Source organism: Sphingobium sp. TomTYG75, assembly GCF_054771635.1.
The window spans coordinates 2,081,781-2,103,359 of the sequence record NZ_BSRE01000001.1 but is presented as its reverse complement, the minus strand read 5'-3'; the positions used below and the strand labels follow the sequence as shown (position 1 = coordinate 2,103,359).

Annotated in this window: 24 protein-coding genes and 1 tRNA gene; 19 read left to right on the top strand and 6 right to left on the bottom strand. The window is 62.8% G+C overall.

All coding sequences use genetic code 11. The features are described from left to right. Position 1: 1 nt before the first annotated feature. Complete coding sequence (locus ACYU81_RS10685; protein WP_460987603.1) at positions 2-433, bottom strand: DUF488 domain-containing protein; 432 nt, start codon at positions 431-433, stop codon at positions 2-4. Between the two features lie 81 nt (positions 434-514). On the opposite strand from ACYU81_RS10685, the gene ACYU81_RS10680 reads away from it, so the two are divergent. From ACYU81_RS10680 to ACYU81_RS10645, 8 genes are all read left to right on the top strand, one after another. After that, positions 515-1,510 carry an aspartate carbamoyltransferase catalytic subunit gene (locus ACYU81_RS10680; protein ID WP_460987602.1) on the top strand — a complete coding sequence of 332 codons (996 nt, stop codon included), beginning with the start codon at positions 515-517 and terminating at the stop codon, positions 1,508-1,510. Next, a complete protein-coding gene (locus ACYU81_RS10675; RefSeq protein WP_460987601.1) occupies positions 1,507-2,730 on the top strand; it encodes a dihydroorotase in 1,224 nt (407 codons plus the stop codon). Before ACYU81_RS10680 ends, ACYU81_RS10675 begins: the two co-directional genes overlap by 4 nt. 57 nt (positions 2,731-2,787) lie before the next feature. After that, positions 2,788-2,863: transfer RNA gene (locus ACYU81_RS10670), tRNA-Trp, on the top strand. Positions 2,864-3,031: 168 nt separating this feature from the next. Continuing rightward, positions 3,032-3,238, top strand: coding sequence for a preprotein translocase subunit SecE (gene secE / locus ACYU81_RS10665; RefSeq protein WP_460987600.1), 207 nt, complete (start codon positions 3,032-3,034; stop codon positions 3,236-3,238). Between the two features lie 58 nt (positions 3,239-3,296). After that, positions 3,297-3,833 carry a transcription termination/antitermination protein NusG gene (gene nusG, locus ACYU81_RS10660; RefSeq protein ID WP_449471400.1) on the top strand — a complete coding sequence of 179 codons (537 nt, stop codon included), beginning with the start codon at positions 3,297-3,299 and terminating at the stop codon, positions 3,831-3,833. A gap of 247 nt (positions 3,834-4,080) precedes the next feature. Further along, positions 4,081-4,512 (top strand): 50S ribosomal protein L11, encoded by a 432-nt coding sequence (rplK, locus tag ACYU81_RS10655; RefSeq protein WP_037464038.1) that lies wholly within the window; start codon positions 4,081-4,083, stop codon positions 4,510-4,512. A gap of 4 nt (positions 4,513-4,516) precedes the next feature. Continuing rightward, complete coding sequence (rplA, locus tag ACYU81_RS10650) at positions 4,517-5,215, top strand: 50S ribosomal protein L1 (protein ID WP_196225489.1); 699 nt, start codon at positions 4,517-4,519, stop codon at positions 5,213-5,215. Between the two features lie 230 nt (positions 5,216-5,445). Continuing rightward, the gene (locus ACYU81_RS10645; RefSeq protein ID WP_460987599.1) at positions 5,446-7,194 is read left to right on the top strand and encodes a DEAD/DEAH box helicase; all 1,749 of its coding nucleotides are present in this window, start codon (positions 5,446-5,448) and stop codon (positions 7,192-7,194) included. A 74-nt stretch (positions 7,195-7,268) separates the two neighbouring features. On the opposite strand, the gene ybaL is transcribed toward ACYU81_RS10645, so the two are convergent. Next, complete coding sequence (ybaL, locus tag ACYU81_RS10640; RefSeq protein WP_460987598.1) at positions 7,269-8,909, bottom strand: YbaL family putative K(+) efflux transporter; 1,641 nt, start codon at positions 8,907-8,909, stop codon at positions 7,269-7,271. 212 nt (positions 8,910-9,121) lie between these two features. Further along, a complete protein-coding gene (locus tag ACYU81_RS10635; protein ID WP_460987597.1) occupies positions 9,122-9,472 on the bottom strand; it encodes a hypothetical protein in 351 nt (116 codons plus the stop codon). A 239-nt stretch (positions 9,473-9,711) separates the two neighbouring features. Between ACYU81_RS10635 and rplU the strand changes: the two genes are divergently transcribed. The 6 genes from rplU (at position 9,712) to ACYU81_RS10605 (ending at position 14,467) form a co-directional block, all read left to right on the top strand. Continuing rightward, on the top strand, positions 9,712-10,008 hold the full coding sequence (rplU, locus tag ACYU81_RS10630; protein WP_340265563.1) for a 50S ribosomal protein L21: 297 nt from the start codon (positions 9,712-9,714) through the stop codon (positions 10,006-10,008). 30 nt (positions 10,009-10,038) lie between these two features. Then, positions 10,039-10,308, top strand: a complete 270-nt coding sequence (rpmA, locus tag ACYU81_RS10625) for a 50S ribosomal protein L27 (protein ID WP_007683600.1) — start codon at positions 10,039-10,041, stop codon at positions 10,306-10,308. 273 nt (positions 10,309-10,581) lie between these two features. Next, complete coding sequence (locus ACYU81_RS10620) at positions 10,582-11,157, top strand: GNAT family N-acetyltransferase (RefSeq protein ID WP_460987596.1); 576 nt, start codon at positions 10,582-10,584, stop codon at positions 11,155-11,157. 110 nt (positions 11,158-11,267) lie between these two features. Then, complete coding sequence (gene obgE / locus ACYU81_RS10615; protein ID WP_460987595.1) at positions 11,268-12,362, top strand: GTPase ObgE; 1,095 nt, start codon at positions 11,268-11,270, stop codon at positions 12,360-12,362. Between the two features lie 54 nt (positions 12,363-12,416). After that, on the top strand, positions 12,417-13,547 hold the full coding sequence (proB, locus tag ACYU81_RS10610; protein ID WP_460987594.1) for a glutamate 5-kinase: 1,131 nt from the start codon (positions 12,417-12,419) through the stop codon (positions 13,545-13,547). Between the two features lie 5 nt (positions 13,548-13,552). Further along, positions 13,553-14,467, top strand: coding sequence for an NAD-dependent epimerase/dehydratase family protein (locus ACYU81_RS10605; protein WP_460987593.1), 915 nt, complete (start codon positions 13,553-13,555; stop codon positions 14,465-14,467). A gap of 3 nt (positions 14,468-14,470) precedes the next feature. Here ACYU81_RS10605 and ACYU81_RS10600 read toward each other — a convergent pair whose 3' ends face one another. Next, on the bottom strand, positions 14,471-14,989 hold the full coding sequence (locus tag ACYU81_RS10600; RefSeq protein ID WP_460987592.1) for a CvpA family protein: 519 nt from the start codon (positions 14,987-14,989) through the stop codon (positions 14,471-14,473). 10 nt (positions 14,990-14,999) lie between these two features. After that, positions 15,000-16,367, bottom strand: a complete 1,368-nt coding sequence (radA, locus tag ACYU81_RS10595; RefSeq protein ID WP_460987591.1) for a DNA repair protein RadA — start codon at positions 16,365-16,367, stop codon at positions 15,000-15,002. Between the two features lie 147 nt (positions 16,368-16,514). Here radA and ACYU81_RS10590 point away from each other — a divergent pair, with 147 nt between their 5' ends. The 3 genes from ACYU81_RS10590 to ACYU81_RS10580 all read left to right on the top strand — a co-directional run bounded on the left by ACYU81_RS10590 (position 16,515) and on the right by ACYU81_RS10580 (position 20,221). Further along, positions 16,515-17,210, top strand: a complete 696-nt coding sequence (locus ACYU81_RS10590) for an endonuclease/exonuclease/phosphatase family protein (RefSeq protein ID WP_196225479.1) — start codon at positions 16,515-16,517, stop codon at positions 17,208-17,210. A 190-nt stretch (positions 17,211-17,400) separates the two neighbouring features. Further along, a complete protein-coding gene (locus ACYU81_RS10585; RefSeq protein WP_460987590.1) occupies positions 17,401-19,794 on the top strand; it encodes a patatin-like protein in 2,394 nt (797 codons plus the stop codon). Next, positions 19,742-20,221, top strand: a complete 480-nt coding sequence (locus tag ACYU81_RS10580; RefSeq protein ID WP_460987589.1) for a hypothetical protein — start codon at positions 19,742-19,744, stop codon at positions 20,219-20,221. Before ACYU81_RS10585 ends, ACYU81_RS10580 begins: the two co-directional genes overlap by 53 nt. A 13-nt stretch (positions 20,222-20,234) precedes the next feature. On the opposite strand, the gene ACYU81_RS10575 is transcribed toward ACYU81_RS10580, so the two are convergent. After that, a complete protein-coding gene (locus ACYU81_RS10575; protein WP_460987588.1) occupies positions 20,235-20,528 on the bottom strand; it encodes a 4a-hydroxytetrahydrobiopterin dehydratase in 294 nt (97 codons plus the stop codon). A 40-nt stretch (positions 20,529-20,568) separates the two neighbouring features. Between ACYU81_RS10575 and ACYU81_RS10570 the strand changes: the two genes are divergently transcribed. Together ACYU81_RS10570 and ccmA are read left to right on the top strand one after the other, a co-directional pair. Then, positions 20,569-20,976: a metallopeptidase family protein gene (locus ACYU81_RS10570; protein ID WP_460988171.1), complete on the top strand. Its 408-nt coding sequence runs from the start codon at positions 20,569-20,571 to the stop codon at positions 20,974-20,976. Next, on the top strand, positions 20,973-21,575 hold the full coding sequence (gene ccmA / locus ACYU81_RS10565) for a heme ABC exporter ATP-binding protein CcmA (RefSeq protein WP_460987587.1): 603 nt from the start codon (positions 20,973-20,975) through the stop codon (positions 21,573-21,575). The genes ACYU81_RS10570 and ccmA overlap by 4 nt, the downstream gene beginning before the upstream one ends. The last annotated feature ends 4 nt before the right edge of the window (positions 21,576-21,579 follow it).

The following is a 21,579-nucleotide window of genomic DNA, read 5'->3' as shown; positions in this document are numbered from 1 at the left end:
TTCAGGGCTTCAGGTCCACACGCTCGTCATCCGGGAAAAGATACTCCAGCAACAAAGAGCGATGGCATCCGTCCGCCTCCCGCTCAAAACACAGCAAAGCCGTGGGCCGCTCCCGCGCCATGTCGCGCAATTCTTCCGCCTGGACGATAGCTTCCGGCAGGTCGAGTTGCCGCGAATAAATCTCCCGAAGTTTCGCATGATTGCCCTTGCGAGCCGCCTCCCGACCCTCGGCGGGCGTGCCCAGCGCCTTCAGCCCGACATAGTCGATCCCGGCCTCCTTCAGCCCCGCCGCCAGAATGTTCTTGGAAAATCCCGGCCGCCGCGAAAGCGGAACCGCCCTGATGTCCGCCAGCAGCTTGACGCCTGCCTTCTGCAACGCCGCTATCAGCTCGCCCTGCGTAGCCCCTTCATACCCGATCGTGAAAATCCGCATCCCAAGCAGATAGGAAAGCGGACGGAACTTCCAAGCATCCCGTCTTGCCCTCTTTCCTGCCCTCGCCTAAAGGGTCCGTTCATGCCCGACATAACCGTTCCCCCCACCTCGTCCGACCTGACCGGCCGGGCGTTGTTTCCGCATCGGCATCTTCTCTCCATCGCCGACCTGAAGCCTTGGGAAATCCGTTTCCTGCTGGATGAGGCAGAACATTGGGCGCGGACCAACCGGGACAATGCGCGCAAGCATGACGACCGCCTAGCCGGAATGACGCAAATCAATGCCTTCTTCGAAAACAGCACCCGCACCCTGCTGTCGTTCGAAATCGCGGGCAAACGTCTGGGCGCCGACGTCGTGAACATGCATGCCGGGCAGTCGAGCGTGAAGAAGGGGGAGACCCTGATCGACACCGCCATGACTCTCAACGCGATGGCCGCCGACGTGATCGTCATTCGTCATGCGAGTTCGGGCGCCGTTGCCCTGATCTCGGACATGGTGGACTGCCCGGTCCTCAATGCTGGGGACGGCTGGCACCAACATCCGACCCAGGCCCTGCTTGACGCCCTCACCATCCGCCGCCGCAAGGGAGGGTTTGAGGGCCTTGTCGTCGCGATTTGCGGGGATGTGCTGCATAGCCGCGTCGCGCGATCGAACATGCTCTGCCTCGCGGCTTTGGGCGCACAGGTTCGCGCCGTGGCGCCACCGACTTTGATGCCGCCCGAGGTGGAGATGCTGGGCGCCACGCCCTATAATCGAATGGACGAAGGGCTGGATGGCGCCGATGTCGTGATGATGCTGCGCCTTCAGAATGAACGGATGGACGGCGCCTTCATCCCCTCGCCTCGCGAATATCACATGCTTTACGGCCTGACGCCCGAACGGCTTGCCATTGCCAAGCCGGACGCATTGGTCATGCACCCTGGTCCCATGAACCGCGGCGTCGAGATATCGAGCGTGGTGGCGGATGATCCCGATCGCTCCGCCATCACGGAACAGGTGGAAATGGGCGTAGCCATCCGCATGGCTTGTCTGGATGTGCTGACCCGTGGCGCGCGCGGCGTGGAGGGTTGGGCATGAGCAAGCTTGCCATCATCAACGCGAAGCTGGCCGACCCCGCTGCCCGCGACGTCCGCACTGGCGCGATCCTGATCGAAGGCGATCAGATCATCGCCTCGGGCAATGTCGATGTGCCGGACGACGCCGAAACGATCGACGCCGCCGGGCTGGTGGTGGCTCCGGGCCTCATCGATCTGGGCGTGTTCGCTACCGACAAGCCCGCCTTCCACTTCGGCGGGATCACGCGGGCCGCCCTGATGCCCGACCAGTCCTCCCCGCTGGATGAGGCTGGCCTCATCCGTCAGGCCGCGCGCGCGGGAAAGCCCGATTTCTGGGTGCATCCAATCGCTGCCGCCACACGGGGCCTCAAAGGGGGCGAGCTGGCGGAAATCGGCATGATGCAGGCAGCGGGCGCCAAGGCTGTGGCTACCGGACGCCAATGGATCGCGGATTCAGGCGTGATGATGCGGGTACTCGCCTATGCCTCCGGCCTTGGCCTGACCGTCATCACGCATGCCGAGGACAGCGGCCTCGCAGGCAAGGCAGTCGCAACCAGCGGCGAAACGGCGACCCGGTTGGGCCTGCCCCACGCACCTGCATGCGCCGAAGCAATCGCGATCGCGCGCGACCTCATGCTGGCGAAGGAAACGGGCGCCGCCATCCACTTCCGGCTCGTGACGACGAAGGCGGGCTTCGATCTGATACGCGCGGCAAAGGCCGAAGGCGTAAAGGTCACCTGCGGGATCAGCCCTGCCTATCTTTACCTTGCCGACAATGCCGTCACCAACTTCCGCACCTTCGCGCGCCTGTCGCCTCCGCTAAGGTCGGAGGATGACCGCAGGGCCTCGATCGTCGCGGTCGCCGACGGGACGGTGGATGTGATCACCTCCAGTCATGATCCCCGTGGCCCCGAGGATAAGAGGTTACCCTTCGCCGACGCTTCTCCCGGCATGGCTGGAGCCGAGACGTTGCTAGCCCTGTCGTTGAATCTCGTGCGCGAAGGCCATCTGTCGATGACGCGCCTGATGATGCTGCTCAGCGCCAATCCGGCCCGCATATTGGGGGTCGATGCAGGAAGCTTCGCCGCCGGTGGCGCCGCCGACCTCATCTTCATCGATCCCGATGCGCCATGGATCATAGATTCTACGAAAATGGCGGCGCAGGCGGGCAACACGCCCTTCGACCGGATGCCGGTACAGGGCCGCACCCGCCGCGTGATGAAGGGCGGCATTTTCCTCTAAAGTTTCCTGCTTGCTCTCCCCCGCAGGCCACGCTAAAGCGCCCTCCTTCGCCGGTACAGGAGTGTAGCTCAGCTGGTAGAGCGTCGGTCTCCAAAACCGAATGCCGGGGGTTCGAGTCCCTCCACTCCTGCCAGGTCGCTGAGCGCTGATCCTTGATTTTTCAAAGGTTCGCGGTTAGTTGCCCCAGCGAAGATGGGTCGCGGAGCCAGCGGCCGCACCCCGGGACGCCGACATGGCGGGGTCCGGAGGGCGGACTGTTGCTTCGCGCTTTGGTGTTTGTTCGAAAGTTGTTGAGGCAGTGATGGCGAAGGTTTCTCCGGGCGAATTCGTCAATCAGGTGAAGACCGAAGCGTCTAAGATCGTGTGGCCCACCGGCCGCGAAACGGTCATGACTGCGGTGATGGTCGGTATCATGACCACGCTGCTCGGCCTCTTCTTCTTCGGCATCGACACCTTTTTCGGGACGATCGTTCGCTGGCTGCTGGCGTTCGCCGCCGGACGGGCTTGAAGTTTTGGATTACCGCGATTTCCCAGTAAATCGCCTGGTAGGAGTTTGAGACGGTAACATGGCGCGCTGGTACATCATCCACGCCTATTCGGGCTTCGAAAACAAGGTCAAGGAATCGATCCTGTCCGAAGCCGAGCGCATGGGCCTCTCCCAGCTGGTCGAACAGGTGGAAGTCCCCACCGAGACCGTAACCGAAGTGAAACGCGGCAAGAAGGTGCAGGTCGAACGCAAGTTCATGCCGGGCTACGTGCTTGCGAAGCTCGCGATGAACGACGACATTTACCACCTCGTCAAGAACACGCCGAAGGTCACCGGATTCCTCGGTTCGTCGGGTAAGCCGCAGGCGATCAGCGAAGGCGAAGCCGCCCGCTATTTCGGTGCGCAGAAGGCCGCCGAAGCCGCGCCCAAGCACAAGGTCAGTGTTGATTACGAAATCGGCGACAGCGTCAAGGTTCTGGACGGCCCCTTCGCCAGCTTCAACGGCACCGTCGAGGAACTGGATTTCGAAAAGAACCGCGTCAAGGTGTCCGTGTCGATCTTCGGCCGCGCCACGCCGGTCGAACTGGACTTCGAACAGGTCGAACTTTCGAAGTAACAATTTCCCTCTCCCGCAAGCGGGAGAGGGCAGCGAGACTTGGCGGCTTTGCCGCCTAGTCGCAGCTGGAGAGGGCACAGCCCCCTCTCCAACCTACGCTAGCCAGCAAACTGGCAAGCTACGGTATCCTCTCCCCTGAAGGGGCGAGGATAATGCAGTGCGGGAGGTTCTCTTTGGGAACTGCTTGACCGCTAAACTTGAACCGGGCGGATCGCTTGCGATCCTCCCAGCAACAGAGTGAGTGAAAATGGCCAAGAAGATTACGGGCTATATCAAGCTCCAGGTGCCCGCTGGAGCCGCCAACCCCTCGCCGCCGATCGGTCCGGCACTGGGTCAGCGCGGTGTGAACATCATGGAATTCTGCAAGGCGTTCAACGCCTCGACGGAAAAGATGGACAAGGGCACCCCGCTGCCGACCATCATCACCGTCTATGCGGACCGTTCGTTCAGCTTCGTCACGAAGCAGCCGCCCGCCACCTACCTGATCAAGAAGGCCGTCAACCTGAAGTCGGGTTCCAAGGAACCGGGCAAGGTTGTCGCTGGCAAGATCACCCGCGCCCAGCTCGCCGAAATCGCCCAGGCCAAGATGGTTGACCTGAACGCGAACGACATCGACGCAGCGACGAAGATCATCGAAGGCTCCGCTCGCGCGATGGGCCTCGAAGTGGTGGAGGGCTAAGACCATGGCAAAGCTGACGAAGAAGGCGAAGGCTCTCGCCACCGCGGTTGACCGCGAAAAGCTGCACGGCGTTGACGAAGCGCTGGGCCTGATCAAGACCCACGCGACCGCCAAGTTCGACGAAAGCGTCGAAATCGCGATCAATCTGGGCGTCGATCCGCGTCACGCCGACCAGATGGTCCGTGGCGTCGTCACCCTGCCCGCGGGCACCGGCAAGGACGTTCGCGTCGCCGTGTTCGCCCGTGGCGACAAGGCTGAAGCCGCGACCGCCGCTGGCGCCGACATCGTGGGCGCCGAAGACCTGCTGGACAGCATCCAGGCTGGCAACATCGACTTCCAGCGCGTGATCGCCACGCCTGACATGATGGGTCTGGTCGGTCGTCTCGGTAAGGTTCTGGGTCCCAAGGGCCTGATGCCGAACCCGAAGCTCGGCACCGTCACCCCGAACGTCGCCGAAGCCGTGAAGGCCGCCAAGGGTGGTCAGATCGAATTCCGCGTCGAAAAGGCTGGCATCATCCACGCCGGTCTCGGCAAGGCGAGCTTCTCGGCCGAAGACCTGCGCAAGAATTTCGACGCTTTCGTTGACGCCATCGTCAAGGCGAAGCCGTCGGGTTCGAAGGGCAAGTACGTCCGCAAGATCGCCCTGTCGTCGTCGATGGGTCCGGGCGTGAAGGTCGATGTGGCGGAAGTCGCTTCGGTCTGATCCCTCGCAATAGTTAATATAGGGGCCGCCTTCCCTCTTTGCGGGGGAAGGCGGCCTTCTTATTTGGGTGCCTTCCGGCACCCATTTCTGCCTTGAGCAGAAGTCCCTCAGGGACGGTGTGAACTTCGGGGTGTGTGACCTTGCATCCCGGGCTCCGGCAGCGGCCGAAGCACATCAGGTCATCATGTATCCGTCGGGAATGGCGGGTCGCTTTACCGACGGAAAATATAATGTCTTTTGAACATCTCCCGCCCCTCCTCTCGGACGCCCTGACGCGAAAAGGCTATGAAAGCCTGACCCCCGTTCAGGCCGAAGTCACCCAGCCCGAAGCGGAAGGCCGCGACCTCATCGTCTCGGCACAGACCGGCTCGGGCAAGACAGTCGCTTTTGGCCTTGCCATGGCGGGCGAATTGCTGGGCGAAGAGATGCGCCTGCCCGTAGCAGGAAAACCGCTCGCCCTCGCTATCGCCCCCACCCGCGAACTGGCACTGCAAGTCAGCCGCGAACTGGAGTGGCTCTACGGCGAAGCCCGCGCCCGCATCGCTACCTGCGTCGGCGGTATGGACGCCGCCAAGGAACGGCGTGCACTTTCCCACGGCGCACACATCGTCGTCGGCACCCCCGGCCGCCTGCGCGACCATCTCGAACGCGGCGCACTGGACCTGTCGGGACTCAAGACCGTCGTCCTCGATGAAGCTGACGAAATGCTCGACATGGGCTTCCGCGAAGATCTGGAAGAGATCCTCGACGGCACGCCCGAAGGCCGCCGCACCCTCCTCTTCTCCGCCACCATGCCGAAGCCGATCGTTGCGCTCGCCAAGCGCTACCAGCAGGACGCGCTGCGCATCTCCACTGTCAGCGACGAACGCGGCCATGGCGATATCACCTATCAGGCCGTGACGGTCGCCCCCGCCGACATCGAGAACGCGGTGGTCAATCTGCTGCGCTATCATGAGGCAGAAACCGCGATCCTCTTCTGCGCCACCCGCGACAATGTCCGCCACCTCCATGCCAGCCTCACTGAACGCGGTTTCGCCGCCGTGGCGCTGTCGGGTGAGCATAGCCAGAATGAGCGCAATCATGCGCTGCAAGCCCTCCGCGACCGCCGCGCTCGTGTGTGCGTGGCCACCGACGTCGCAGCGCGCGGTATCGACCTTCCCAACCTCAGCCTCGTCGTGCACGTCGAAATCCCGCGCGATGCAGAAACGATGCAGCACCGTTCCGGCCGCACCGGGCGCGCAGGCAAGAAGGGCACGGCTGTCCTCATCGTCCCCTACCCCCGCCGCCGCCGTGTCGAATCCATGCTGCGTGGCGCCAAAATCCCGGTCGAATGGGGCACTCCGCCGAGCAAGGAAGCGATCCAGGAGCAGGACAATTCTCGCCTGCGCGAAAAGCTGATGGAGCGCGCCGAGCTGGACGAGCTGGATTGGACACTGGGCGCCGAGTTGCTGGAAACCAAGTCCGCCAAGGAGATCGCGGCGATGCTGGTGAAAAGCGCCCGCGCCGCCCTCCCCGCGCCCGAAGAACTGCTCGACGCCAGCGAAGCCCCGCCGCGCCGCGATGGGCCTCGTCCGGGCTTTGAGGATACCGTCTGGTTCCGCATGGACATCGGCCGCCGTCACAATGCCGACCCGCGTTGGATCCTGCCGCTGATCTGCCGCCGAGGCCATGTGTCACGCCAGGACATCGGCGCGATCCGGATCGCCGCCAACGAGACGCTGTTCGAAATCCCCAGCGCCATCGTATCCCGCTTCGTCGGCTCGGTGAAGCGGACGGGCGAGGCGAGCGACGAGGGCGCTGAAGTCCAGTTCGAACAGATTGAGGGAACACCTCGGGACACAGCGCGCGAGAACCGCCGCGAAGGGCCGCCACGTGGCAAGGGCCGCCCGAATGAAGGTCGTGGTCCGAAGCCAGCTTATGGCGCCCGGCCTTTCAAGGGCGGCCCCCGCAAAGGCCCGCCTCGCAAGCCACGCGGATAAGACACCGCTCCCAAAACAATGTGCTCCTGGCTTTACAGGAGCACATTGTTGACTGAGACAGCCTCAACCGACGTTCAGCCCGCGCCGGATAACTGAAGCATCCGCGCTGCCAGCTCACGCTCTCCCATGACGACATGGGGCACGCCAATCCCTTCCAGATGCGCGACCTCTGCATCACTATGCGCTCGCGCAATCACCTGCAGGTTGGGATTGAGGTGACGCGCATGCTCATGGATCGCACCACCTTCAAACCCTTCCGGCACCGCGATCAGCAACCGTCGAGCCTCGCAAATGCCAGCAGCCATCAAATAACGGTCCTCCAGTGCACTTCCCCGCACTACCGGATGGCCCGCCTCCGCGGCCTCCTCTGCTCGTTCCGGGTCCGTCTCCAGCACAACGAAATGGGCATTGCGTTCGGACAGGCGCTCCGCAATCATCTTGCCGACCCGGCCATATCCGACCAGGATCACATGTCCGATGTGCGGACGCTGGCGCGCCTTTTCCGCTTCTGCTTCTTCCTCAATCTCCTCCTTCTTATGCGCCCGCACGATCATCGAGAAGATGAACGGATTCAAAAAGATCGACACAATCGCGCCCGCAAGGATCAAGTCGCGTCCTTCCGCAGGCAGCACGCCCAAGCCAGTGCCCAATGTGGCGAGGATGAAGGAAAACTCGCCGATCTGCGCCAGGCTCGCCGCGATCGTCAGCGCAGTATCTCCCGGATGGCCGAAGGCGCGCACGATCGCGAACGCGGCGATAGACTTACCGACGATGATGATCGCTACAGTGGCCAGCAATGGTAACGGCTGTTCGACGAGCACTGACGGATTGAACAACATGCCCACCGACACGAAGAACAACACAGCGAATGCGTCGCGCAGCGGCAGCGTTTCCTCCGTCGCGCGGCGGCTAAGCGGCGTCTCGCCCAGGATCATGCCCGCGAAGAAGGCGCCCAAGGCAAATGACACATCGAACGCCACGGCCGCGCCGAAAGCCACGCCAAGGGCGATGGCAAGCACAGCCAGGCGAAACAACTCCCGCGATCCGGTGTGAACTACCCAGTGCAACGCCCAAGGAATGACCCGTCGGCCCACCACAAGCATCAGGGCGACAAAACCGGCCACCTTCAGCAGGGTACTCAGCAGCGGTGCCAGCAGGTCACCCATCCCGGCCGATGCGTCTGCATTGTTCATAACCTTCGCCAACGCGGGTAGCAGTACCAACGCCAGCACCATCACCAGATCCTCGACGATCAGCCAGCCAACAGCTATGCGCCCCCGCCGCGTCTCCACAAGATCCGCCCCCTGCAAGGCGCGCAGCAAGACGACCGTACTCGCGACCGAAAGAGCGAGGCCGAACACAATGCCGCCCATCACTGGCCAGCCCATATAGTGCGACAGTCCCATGCCGAGCAGCGTTGCCACCGCGATCTGCCCAATGGCGCCGGGTACGGCGATATTCTTCACCGACAGCAAGTCACGCAGCGAAAAATGAAGTCCCACCCCGAACATCAGCAGAATGACACCGATTTCGGCCAATTCGTTGGCCAGACTGGTGTTGGCGACAAAGCCTGGGGTGAAAGGACCAACCATGATCCCCGCGATAAGGTAACCGACAAGCGGCGAAAGTTTGAGACGATGGGCAATGGCACCCATTATGAAAGCAACAACGAGGCCCGCGACGATTGTTCCGATCAGGGGCGTGTGATGAGGCATGGACGTCCTTCCCTGTCTGCCGGTGCGGCCCTCTGAACCTTCACCGGCAGCCTATCATATTTTCATTCTGCGACCGCTAGCATAGCGGCTGACGGCAGCACCCAGCCCAGTGAACACGGCGGGTATGAACCACCATGGCGGCCGTCGGTTGCTGCGGCGTGACTGTCTGCGGGTCATGGATCTCTCCTGCCTGACGATTAACGGAGTGGGCGTTAAGTCAGGGCAGGCGGAGCGCGAGCGTGAAAGGCGTGTGAAATACCCCCGCGCAAGAGCGAGGGGCGGGTGCGGACATATGAGGGATTAGATCGCGACCACCCCACGACGGCCAACAGGCCCGCTACAGATACCAACCATGGCATCAATGGCGATAACAAGGGGTTGTCGCCCGAACCATCGGGCTGGGTCAGGCGGTAGTCGGCCGGTGCCGATTGGGTCCGGGCCTTCAGCACCACGCCTGTGGTGGCGGGATTGAACGCCGAGCCCGTTGCTATGCTGGACGGCGGCCCCAATGGCGTCAGGGCACTTAATAACGCAACACCGATCGCCATCCACAGGGTCAGCATGAAGAGAAGCCTGCCTCTCATGCTGCCAGTACTATACGATGTCGGCATCATGCGCGTCGGGTTCCCTTCGAGACGGGAAGATAGGCACTGACCTGCGCAAAAACCACCCTTAAGAAGGGGGCTTCCCGGTTGACATAAGCGAGTCAGTCCACTACCGGGCCACATTCCCGCGCGGGTCAACAGGATGTCATGTCCTCGGCGATTTGCGTAAAGCAGATTTGAACAAGAAGAGAAGAGCCATGTTCGCAGTCGTGCGCACGGGCGGCAAGCAGTATCGCGTCGCCGCCGGAGACAAGATCGTCGTCGAGAAGCTGGCCGGTGAGGCTGGTGACAAGGTGACGCTGGATGACGTCCTGTTCGCCGGCGAAGGCAGCGACGTGAAGGACGCCAGCAAGCTGACCGTCGCCGCCGAAATCATCGCGCAGGCGAAGGGCGAAAAGGTTATCGTTTTCAAGAAGCGCCGTCGTCACAATTACCGTCGCAAGAACGGCCATCGCCAGAACCACACGATCCTGAAGATCGTGTCGATCGCCTGAGCCGCAGTCCAGTTTCGAGGAGTTTGAGTCATGGCACATAAGAAAGCTGGCGGTTCATCGCGTAACGGTCGCGATTCGGAATCGAAGCGCCTTGGCGTGAAGAAGTTCGGCGGTCAGGAAGTGATCGGCGGCAACATCATCATTCGCCAGCGCGGCACGCGCGTATATCCCGGCCGCAATGTTGGCATGGGTAAGGACCACACCCTATTCGCCCTGGGCGAAGGTCGCGTGGTATTCCACACTGGCAAGCTCGGCCGTAAATATGTGTCGGTCGATGCCATGGCTGAAGCAGCCGAATAACGGACGATCAATGACGGATCGTCCCTCATTATTGGGGCGATCCTTCCGGAAGATGGTCTTGGACCATCTCTGATAATCCGAGGGAAAAAGGGGCGCCCCATCCGGGAGCGCCCCTTTTTCCGTTCGGCGACACCTCCCCTCATTTTCCCTCAAACCTCTGGAACCCTGAGCCTTCTCACGCGTCATGCGGGCGGGGCACAGCCAGAGGAAAGAAGTCGTCAAGCCGTAACTTTTTACGGCCATTGGCGTGTCGATCAGAGGAGAGATTTTCAAATGTTCGCCCGTACCCCCCGCCTGCTTCTGAGACCCGGCTGGATGGAAGACGCATCCGCGCTGGCCGAAGCGATTGGCGATCCGGCGGTCCTGCGCAACCTTGTCCGCGTGTCGGCGCCCTATGACATTGATGACGCGCGCAGCTTCCTTGCCCTTCCGCAGGATACACGCCTGCCACGTCTTCTGGCTTTTTCCCGCACTCGCGGTGCTCCGCGCCTGGTCGGCGGGTGCGGCATCCATTTGACCGAGGATGGCACGCCTGAACTCGGCTATTGGATAGCGCGTCCCTATTGGGGGCTGGGCTTTGCGACGGAGGCCGCCAGCGCGGTGTACGGCATGGCCCGAGCAGCTGGCGTCAGCGGGATTCGCGCAGCGCATTTCGCTGACAATCCGGCGTCAGGCAATGTGCTTCGGAAAATCGGCTTTCGTTACACCGGCCGGGTGGAGCAACGTTACAGTCCGGCGCGTGGAAATACGGCTGAATGCCTGATTTTTGAAGAAGGCGTGCCCGGGCGCATGATGATTGATCCTGCAATGGACCTTTATCACGACGCCATGCCCGCACTCGCGGCCTGAACGAAAAGGGACTGCGCCAGCAGACGCCGTCCCGCATGGAAAAGGTGAGTTTCGAGCGATAGCAGACGGCAAGGTTTAATTCCGCTTCATAAGCGGCTATGGGCCAGCCCATGCATTTTCTGGATCAGGCGAAGATATACATAAAGTCCGGCTGGGGCGGCCCCGGCGCGGTCAGTTTCCGGCGTGAAAAATATGTCGAATATGGCGGCCCTGATGGCGGCAATGGCGGCAAGGGCGGAGATATCATCTTCGAAGCCGTAGCTGGCCTCAATACCCTCATCGACTTCCGCTACACCCAGCATTTCAAGGCGCAGCGTGGGATGCCGGGTGCGGGAAAGAATCGTTACGGCGCAGGCGGAAACGACCTCGTCGTCAAGGTGCCCGTGGGAACGCAGATCCTGTCCGATCCCCAGCCTATCGAGGGCACCGAGGACGAGGATGGTTATCCCGACTATGAAGATCAGGAGCTTCTCGCCGACTTCACAGAGGTAGGGCAACGCTTGGTCCTGTTGCGCGGCGGCGATGGCGGCCGGGGCAACCTGTCTTACAAGACAAGCACGAACCGTGCGCCGCGACAGCATGGAACGGGCTGGCCGGGACAGGAAATGTGGGTCTGGCTGCGGCTGAAATTGCTCGCCGACGTCGGTTTGGTCGGTATGCCGAACGCTGGCAAGTCGACCTTCATCAATCAGGTGACCAATACCAAGGCCAAGGTGGGGGCCTATGCCTTTACTACCACCAAACCGCAGCTCGGCGTCGTCACGCACCGTGACAAGGAATTCGTCCTGGCAGACATTCCCGGCTTGATCGAGGGTGCAGCCGAAGGTGCTGGCATCGGCGACCGATTCCTTGGTCATATCGAGCGCTGCCGCGTGCTGCTGCACCTCGTTGATGCCACTGGGGACGATCCGGTCGAACAGTTCCGGATCGTGCAGGATGAACTGGAAGCCTATGGCGAGGGGCTCGCCGACAAGCCGCAGATCGTCGCGCTTAACAAGGGCGACCTGCTCGGGCCGGAATTGATGGAAGACATCGCCGCCCAGCTCCGGCGGGAGGCTGGCGTGGAGAAGATATTCATCATCTCGGGCGCGACTGGCGAAGGTGTGCAACCGCTGCTGGATGCTGTCCTGCCATTGCTTGCGGACGGCAGGCCGATGGAGGAAGAGGCCAGTGACGAAGGCGACGCTTCATGGTCGCCGATCTGAACACTCCTCACTCTCCACTTATACTTCACGTTCCAGGCGGACGGAACTGATCCCGTGACTTCCTCTCTTTCAGGCTTCCCCCCCTCTCAAGTTCGGCGACTGGTCATCAAGATCGGCTCAGCCCTGCTGGTCGATGGGAATGGCGAGGTTCGCGAAGCGTGGCTCCGAACCTTGGTCCAAGATGTCGCTGACCGCAAGGCAGCCGGGCAGCAGATCATTATCGTTTCATCAGGCGCAATTGCGCTGGGCGCACGGCGATTGAAGCTGCCGAAGGGTGGGCGTGGCAGTCTGGAAGACGCTCAGGCCGCAGCGGCAACGGGACAGATCGCACTGTCGCAATGTTGGGCTCGGTTGTTGCAGGACAAGGAGATCACCGCCGCGCAGATGCTGGTGACTCTGGACGATCTTGAGCATCGGCGGCGCTATCTGAATGCGTCTGCGACTTTGGAACGCCTGATCACACTCAATGTGGTGCCGGTGGTAAATGAGAATGACAGCGTCGCCACAGCGGAGATCCGTTTTGGCGATAACGATCGGCTGGCGGCACGTATCGGACAGGCAGCACGGGCCGACGCGGTGGTGCTGCTTTCCGACGTCGATGGGCTTTACACCGCCAACCCGCATGTCGATGCGAGCGCCATGCTGATAGACACAATCGAGCGCATTGACGCGCGGATCGCAAATATGGCGGACAGTGGATCCGCCTCTGGAATGGGATCGGGAGGCATGACCTCCAAGATCGAGGCGGCGCGGATCGCGACAGGGGCCGGAGCGCATCTCGCCATCATTTCCGGCAAGGTCGATGCTCCGCTGTCACATTGGATCAATGGTGGCAAGGGATCGATCTTCCTCGCGGCCCCTGCCAAGCGGGCGCGCAAGGGATGGCTTGCGGGGCGTTTGACCGTTCGCGGGCGCATCATCGTCGACGCGGGTGCTGAAAAGGCTTTGGGACGCGGGAACAGCTTGCTGCCTGCGGGTGTGGCGAAGATAGAAGGCGCATTCGTGCGAGGTGATGTCGTTGATATCGTCGCGCCGGATGGCCGAGTGATCGCGCGTGGGCTAAGCGAGTATGACAGCGAGGAAGCGGCGAGGGTCGCAGGCAAACGCAGTGAGGATATTGCGGCTTTGCTGGGCCACCTGCCCCGATCCGTACTCGTTCATCGCGACCAGATGGCCATGGTCTGATCCCCATGAAATTACGCATTGCCATGACCGGCGCGACAGGTTTTGTCGGCGCCGAAACGCTCAATCAGGCTTTGGACGCTGGGCATCATGTGACAGCCATCACCCGAAAGGCGCAGCCGCCTCGCGCCCGGCTAAAGTGGGTGCCCGGATCGCTTGAGGACCGTGCGGCGCTGAACACACTGATACGCGACGCCGACGTGGTGGTCCATATTGCAGGCGTCGTAAACGCGGCCGATCGCGACGGGTTCGAGGCCGGGAACGCGCGTGGGACGATGGCGGTCATCGATGCCATGCGGCAGCGTGGCGTCCGGCGATTGGTCCATGCGTCATCGCTGGCTGCGCGGGAACCGAAACTTTCCGACTATGGCTGGTCCAAAGCGCTCGCCGAACGTCACGTCAAGGCGAGCGGACTGGATTGGACGATCGTGCGCCCGCCTGCGATCTATGGGCCGGGTGATCGGGAGATGCTGGAGCTGTTCCGGATGGCCAAGCGAGGCATTATGCTACTGCCCCCGAGTGGGCGGCTGTCCCTGATCGAGGTAAGCGACCTTGGCCGGTTGCTCCTGCGGCTTGCTGGCGAGACGGAAATGAGCCTTGCTCACAGTTATGAGGCGGACGACGGCACGCCGGGCGGGTGGGACCATCTGGACTTTGGACAGGCGATCGGGCGCGCGGTCGGAAGGCCCGTGAGGACTTTTGCCACGCCCAACTGGGCACTGGGCCTCGGCGCGCGGCTGGATCGCATGCTGCGGGGCAAGGCGGCGAAGCTCACGCAAGATAGGGTCAGCTATTTCTGCCATCCCGATTGGGTGGTCACGAAGCGCAAGCAACCTCCCAAAAAATTGTGGGTGCCCGAAGTTGCCACCGAAGCGGGATTGAAAGCAACGGCGGACGCTTACCGCGCAAAGGGCTGGCTATAGCGATCAATCGCTTTCGGCGTCCGGCTTTCTGGCGCGGCGTTCGGCCACGAATTCGCTGATCGCCTGGCCGCTGGCGTTGAGCAGCGGATAGGTGCGGGCGTCGGACAACCAATCAGGGCGGCGCTCTCCGCTGCCGTAGAAGGTGTCGTAGGTCAGGCTGAATGCGAGGAAGACCAGCGTTGCGCCGATCAATCCCTTGATGGCGCCGAAGCCGCCGCCGAGGACGCGGTCGATGGGGCCAAGAATCGACTGACGGGTGCGGCGGCCGATGGCGTGGGCGAGGAGTTTTCCTGCGCCGAAGGTGACGCCGAAAACAAGAAGGAATGCGAGAATTGACGCGCCTCCGGTGGTTCCGACCAGGGGGGTGAGGAGTTCGGTGGCGGAGGGGTGGAAGAGGCGAATGGCGAAGATGCCGAGGACCCAGGCGATCAACGAAAGGGTTTCAAGAACGAAACCACGAAGCAAGCCCAATACGGCGCACCCGCCGATGGCGAGAAGGACGAGGATATCGACGGCGTTCATGAGCGCCGGGCTATCCGCGGCCGAGCATCTGGTCAACCAGTTGGCTTAACGCGCGGTAGCCGCTGACCGCTATTCCCTTCACCCCGTCGGCGACCGCTGAGGGAACATAGGCGCGTTCAAAGCCGAGCTTGGCCGATTCGCGCAGGCGCAGCGGAGCATGGGCGACGGGACGAATTTCCCCCGAAAGCGCGATTTCACCGAACAGGACCAGATCCGCGGGCACCGGCCTTTCCGCGAGCGCCGATATGAGCGCGGCGGCAACCGCCAAGTCGGCGGCGGGATCGGACAGGCGATAGCCGCCAGCGACGTTCAGATAGACTTCGCAGGTGGAGAAGCTGAGGCCGCAGCGCGCTTCCAGCACGGCGAGGACCATGGCGAGACGGCCGCTATCCCACCCCACCACCGCGCGCCGAGGTGTGGCGCCGCTGGAGAGGCGGACGACGAGCGCCTGTATCTCCACCAGCACTGGGCGCGTGCCTTCCAACGCCGGAAAGACGGTCGCGCCCGTAACGGTTTCGTCACGATGGGTGAGGAACAGAGCGGAGGGATTGGAGACTTCCTCCAGCCCCTCCGCGACCATCGCGAAGACGCCGATCTCGTCGGTGCCGCCGAAGCGGTTCTTGATCGCGCGCAGGATGCGATATTGATGGCTGCGCTCGCCTTCGAAGCTGAGGACCGTGTCGACCATATGCTCAAGAACGCGCGGCCCGGCGATGCTGCCGTCCTTGGTGACATGGCCGACGAGGATGACAGCGGTGCCGCGCTGCTTGGCGAAGCGGATGAGTTCCTGGCTGGACGCGCGAACCTGGCTGACGGTGCCCGGCGCGCCTTCGATAAGGTCGCTGTGCATCGTCTGGATGGAGTCGATGACGAGCAGCGCGGGCGGCTCCCCCTCCCCCAGCGTGGTCAGGATGTCGCGGACGGAGGTTGCGCTGGCGAGTTGCACGGGCGCGTCGCCAAGGCCGAGGCGCTGCGCCCGCAAGCGAACCTGATCCGCCGCTTCTTCACCGCTGATGTAAGCAACGGAAAGGCCGCGCGCGGCAATGCGGGCAGCGGCCTGAAGCAACAGGGTGGACTTGCCGATCCCCGGATCGCCGCCGATCAACGTGGCGGAACCCGGAACGATGCCGCCACCCAGTGCACGGTCAAACTCCGCGATGCCGGTGCTGGTGCGCTGGGGCAGTTCAACCTGACTGTTCAGGCCTACGAGGGTCAGGGCGCGCCCGCCGCTTTGCAAATCATGGCGCGCGGAAAAGATGGTCTCGGACGCTTCCTCGACAATGCTGTTCCATTCGCCGCAGTCATCGCATTGCCCCTGCCAGCGAGAAGAGAGCGTGCCGCACTGCTGACAGACGAATTTGCGCTTTGCCTTGGCCATGCGGGAGCTATGACTTGCCACGGTGAACGTTTCAAGAACAAAGAACGGATGGATCGGCCCCCTCGTCCCTCCCGCCTTAAGACGAAGAAGTTTGGAGACCGTCCAAGAGCGCTGGAAACTCATGCGGATGTGGCGCATTGTCTCGCCATGAAGTCGTTACGCGTTGCCAGCTATAATATCCGCAAAGCCATTGGCACCGACCGCCGCCGCAGCCCCGAACGAGTGCTGGAGGTGCTGGGAGAGTTGGACGCGGACGTGATCGCGCTGCAGGAAGCGGATCGCCGATTTGGCGTTCGATCGGCCGCCATTCCGCCGTGGCTGCTGGAATCGATGAGCCAATATAAGCCGGTGCCGTTGAACGTGCATGTTGATTCGATGGGCTGGCATGGCAACGCGATATTGGTGCGGAAGGAGGCGGATATCCGCACCCATGACGTGCTGCACCTGCCCTGCCTGGAACCGCGTGGCGCGACGATGGCGGAGGTTGAACTGGGCAAGGCGAAGCTGCGCGTATTTGGCATGCATCTCGACCTGTCGGGCCTGTGGCGACGCAAGCAGGCGGCGGCGGTCATACACGCGGCGGCGCAACGCGACGCTATGCCGACCGTGCTGATGGGCGATCTCAACGAATGGAGCGCCAATCGGGGGTGTCTGGCGGACTTTGCGCGCCATTATAGTTTCGCGCCTTGCGGACGGAGCTTTCACGCGCGGCGGCCCGTGGCGCATCTCGACCGGATCATGCATTGCGGGCAATTGAAGCTGGTGGACAGCGGCGTGCATGACAGTGCGGCGTCGCGCAAGGCTTCGGATCATTTGCCAATCTGGGCGGAGTTTCGGTTGTGAGTTCGGTGTTTTCGTTCGGACTGGACCTGACGAAGCCTTTGCCTGTGGTATCAAGGACAAGTGAAGCCCCCTTCGACTGCCTGCTTGCAGCAGGCGCTCAGGACAGGCTTCGACAGGCTCAGGGCGAACGGGGGAGAGGTTTGGGGCTGATCGGGGCAGATTATGGTCCGGCGGCTGGGAGGCGCGCCGTATGAAGGAGCGCGAACTTCGACTGGCGCTGGTCTGCTATGGGGGGATCAGTCTGGCCGTCTATATGCACGGTATCACCAAGGAAATCTGGCGGTTGGCGCGGGCAAGCCGGGGTTTCCATGACGGCACCCCGAGCAGCAAGGGCAGCGAAGCGGTTTACAGGAAGCTGCTGGAAGACTTGGAAGCGGCAAGCGGCATCCGGTTGCGCGTAATGCCCGACATCATCGCCGGGGCGAGCGCGGGCGGCATCAACGGCATATTTCTGGCGCAGGCGATCGAAACCGGCCAGTCGCTCGAGCCATTGACCGATCTGTGGCTGGAAAATGCCGATGTGGAGCAGTTGCTGGACCCGGATGCGCGTCCAGCGCGGCGGATCAGCAAATTCTGGGCAACGCCGCTGGTGTGGATGGCCGCGCGGCGACCCGGCGACACAGTGGAGAGAACCGTCGCACCCGATACGCGCGAGGAGGTGCGGCACAAGCTGTCGAATTTCATCCGGTCCAGATGGTTCGAACCGCCCTTTGGCGGTGAAATCTTCACGGCGATGATGCTTGACGCCTTCGATGCGATGGAAGCGGCCGAGCGCGGGCCACCGCTGTTGCCCGAGGGGCACCCGTTGGACCTGTTCGTCACGGTCACGGATTTCGAAGGCCATCCGCAAAGCCTAAACCTCAACAGCCCGCCCCAGGTGGTGGAAACCGAACATCGCCTTTCCATCGGTTTCCACGCGCGGGGGCGTGGCGACCGGCTGTTCGCCGACCCGGCCGAGTTGGTATTCGCCGCGCGGGCGACGGCGAGCTTCCCCGGCGCATTCCCCCCCTTCACGGTGCGCGAACTGGACCGCGTGCTGAAACAGCGGCACCGCGCATGGCCGACCCGGGACGCGTTTCTGGCCCATGCCCTGCCGCGCCATTGGGCGCGCGGCAACGCGGAGGACGCGATACTGATCGACGGATCGGTGCTGGCGAACGCACCCTTCGCACAGGCGATCGGCGCTCTCCGCAACCGTCCGTCGCGGCGCGAGGTCGATCGGCGCTTCGTCTATATTGATCCGAAGCCGGGCCGTCGATCGATCCGGCTGAACCGGGAGGGCGAGCAGGAAGACGCGACGCCCGAGGACAAGGCTCAACTGCCCGGTTTCTTCCGCACCATTTTCGGCGCGCTCAGCGACATTCCGCGCGAGCAGCCGATCCGCGACAATCTGGAAGCGATCGATCGCCATTCTTCGCGCATTCGCCGGATGGTACGCATTCTGAATGCCCTGAGGCCGGGGATTGAGGCGGAGGTCGAAAACACGATTGGCGGCATGCTGTTCCTGGACCGTCCGACGCCCGCGCGGCTGTCCGCCTGGCGTGCGAAGGCGCAGCTGCGGGCCGCGAACTCGGCAGGCTTCGCCTTTCCGGCCTATGGTCATCTGAAGCTTTCGGGCATCGTCGAGGATCTGGCCGGTTTGCTGTTCCGCCTGAGTGATGAGGACAGCCCGCTGATGCGGGAAAATTTCCGGCAGGCGCTGTGGTCGCATGTCCGGACGATCGGTGCGGACAAGCTGATAGAGGATGTCGGGCCAGGATCGCCGCCGGTCGCCTTCTTCCGCACCCATGACCTGAGTTTTCGCATCCGCCGCCTGCGCTTTCTGGCTCGGCGGCTGGCCGACACGCTGGAAATCGATTCTGAGGCAGGCAACGGCGCGATCCAGAAGATGCACGACGCCATCTATGAATCGATGGCGCATTATACAGAATGCGAAGGCACCGATTTCTATAATGGCGCGATCCGCGCCGCAGCCAAGCAGGTGCCCTCCGACCCGGCGGCGGCGCTGGACGCGATCGCACAGGTACGCGACCTGAAGGCCCGGGATGATGTGGCGGAGATGATGCTGGCCGACGCGCTCGCGGGACTTCCCAAGGCGGAGCGGCGGATCATGCTGCTCTCCTATCTGGGCTTTCCCTTTTACGACATCGCCACCCTACCGTTGCTCCAGGGTCACGCCATGGAAGAATATGATCCGGTGAAGGTGGACCGGATTTCCCCGGAGGATTGCAGCGCTATTCGGTCAGGCGGGGCCGAAGCCACGTTAAAAGGTATTGAATTCAATAATTTCGGTGCATTTTTCAGCAGAGCCTATCGGGAGAATGACTATTTGTGGGGACGCCTTCATGGTGTCGAACGGCTGCTGGATATCGTAATTTCCGCATTACCCGCGGCAAGCCGCCTTTCGGAAGAACGCGTGCGCGATTATAGGCAAGCCGCATTCATGGCGATTCTCGATGAGGAGGAACAGCGACTGCCGCATGTCGCTGATCTCATTGCCATTTTGCGGGAGGAAATCGGTGGGCGCACGGGTGGGGCTGGTTCCATTGGTGATGATTCTGGCGCTGACCGCGGCTTGCCGTGACGCGTCTGGCGATGCCGCGTCTGCGGACAATGCGACTGCCCCAGAGCCCGTGCTTTCCGCCAACGCTATCGAGGGTGAGCCGATCGAGGTGGTCGCGGCGCCGCAGCGCCCTTCGGCCGAGGTAACCGTGCAGGCGCAGCCCGCACCGCGTGGATCGCTGGATCTCCCTCCCTCTCCCGACGCTGCGCTGGCGACGCCCTTCCCGCAAGAAGTCACCAGCTTCATGGTCGATCGCGACAGTTGCGACCATTTCCGGGGCGAGGAACCCTATGATGGGGAAAGGCGCGTGTTCCTGATGGAAAGCATCGCCGAACTATGCACCGGGACCGATGCGAAGCTCGCCATGCTGCGCCGCCGCTATGCTCGTGACCCGGCAGTGACCGCTGCGCTGCATGGTTATGAGGATCGCATCGAAGCGCAACCCTGATCGAGCCGTCCGCTTAGGCGGTGAGCAGCGCGTCGATCGCCTTTGCGAGATCTATGTCACGCCGCGACAGGCCGTCGGCGTCATGCGTCGTCAGGGTAATGTCCACCCGGTTATAGACGTTGAACCATTCGGGATGGTGGTTCGCCTGCTCAGCCAGAAGCGCGACGCGGGTCATGAAACCGAACGCGGCGTTGAAGTCCGCGAAGGTGAAGCGCCGCTGGATGCCTTCAGGGTCGTTCACCAGCGTCCAATCGGCAAGAGAAGCAAGCTCCTGCGCCCGTTCGTCGCCGGACAGTTTACCAATCATGGCTCTATCCTCACAATATTGTTTCGCCTATGTCGCAGCCATGTCAGACGCCGGTCAACCCCCTCTTTTCGCGCCAACCGTAGCGCAGATTGAACGACTGGCGCTTGAGGCGCTGGGGCGATTGCCCGATCCTTTCCGGTCCCATCTGTCCAACGTGGTCCTGTTCGTCGAGGATTTTGCCGACGAACGGATATTGAAGGAGATGGAGATTGGCGACCCGTTCGGTCTGACCGGCCTTTATACCGGGCGGCCGGTGGGAGAGCCCGATCAGACTGGCGACGGCCCGCCGATGGTGCATCTTTTCCGGCGGCCGTTGCTGGATGAATGGGTGGAAACGGGCGTGCCGCTCGACGCGCTGATCACCCATGTGGTGGTGCATGAGATCGGCCATCATTTCGGCCTTTCCGACATCGATATGCACGTGTTGGAGGACATGGTCGCGCCATGAGCGACGCGGCGCTGCGCCTGTCGGGCATCGCCTGCGCGCGTGGCGGGCGGCTGCTGTTCCGTGGCGTCGACCTGGCGCTGGAGCCGGGGGGTAGCGCCCTGCTGCGTGGGCCGAACGGGATCGGCAAGTCGAGCCTGATGCGTATTTGCGCGGGGCTGCTGCGGCCAATGGCGGGGACGATCGAGCGGCTGGGGAGGATCGCGCTGGCCGATGAGCGGCTGGCGCTGGATCTGGAAGAGCCTTTGCGTGAGGCGCTGGGCTTTTGGGCGCGGCTGGATGGCGCGGATGGGGAGGCGCTGGATGGGGCATTGGAGGCGATGGCGCTGGGGCCGCTTGGCGGGATTCCGGTGCGGATGCTGTCGACCGGGCAGCGCAAGCGGGCGGCGCTGGCGCGGGTGATTGCGAGTGGCGCTGGGCTGTGGCTGCTGGACGAGCCGGGCAATGGGCTGGACGATGCGTCGCTCGAACTGCTTGGCGCTGCGGTGGCGGCGCATCTGGCGGGAGGCGGGATCGTGGTTGCCGCGTCCCATCAGCCGCTGCCGATGGCTTCGCCCGTGGTGATCGACCTTAGCGCTTATGTCGCGGAGGAAGCGGCGTGAGGGT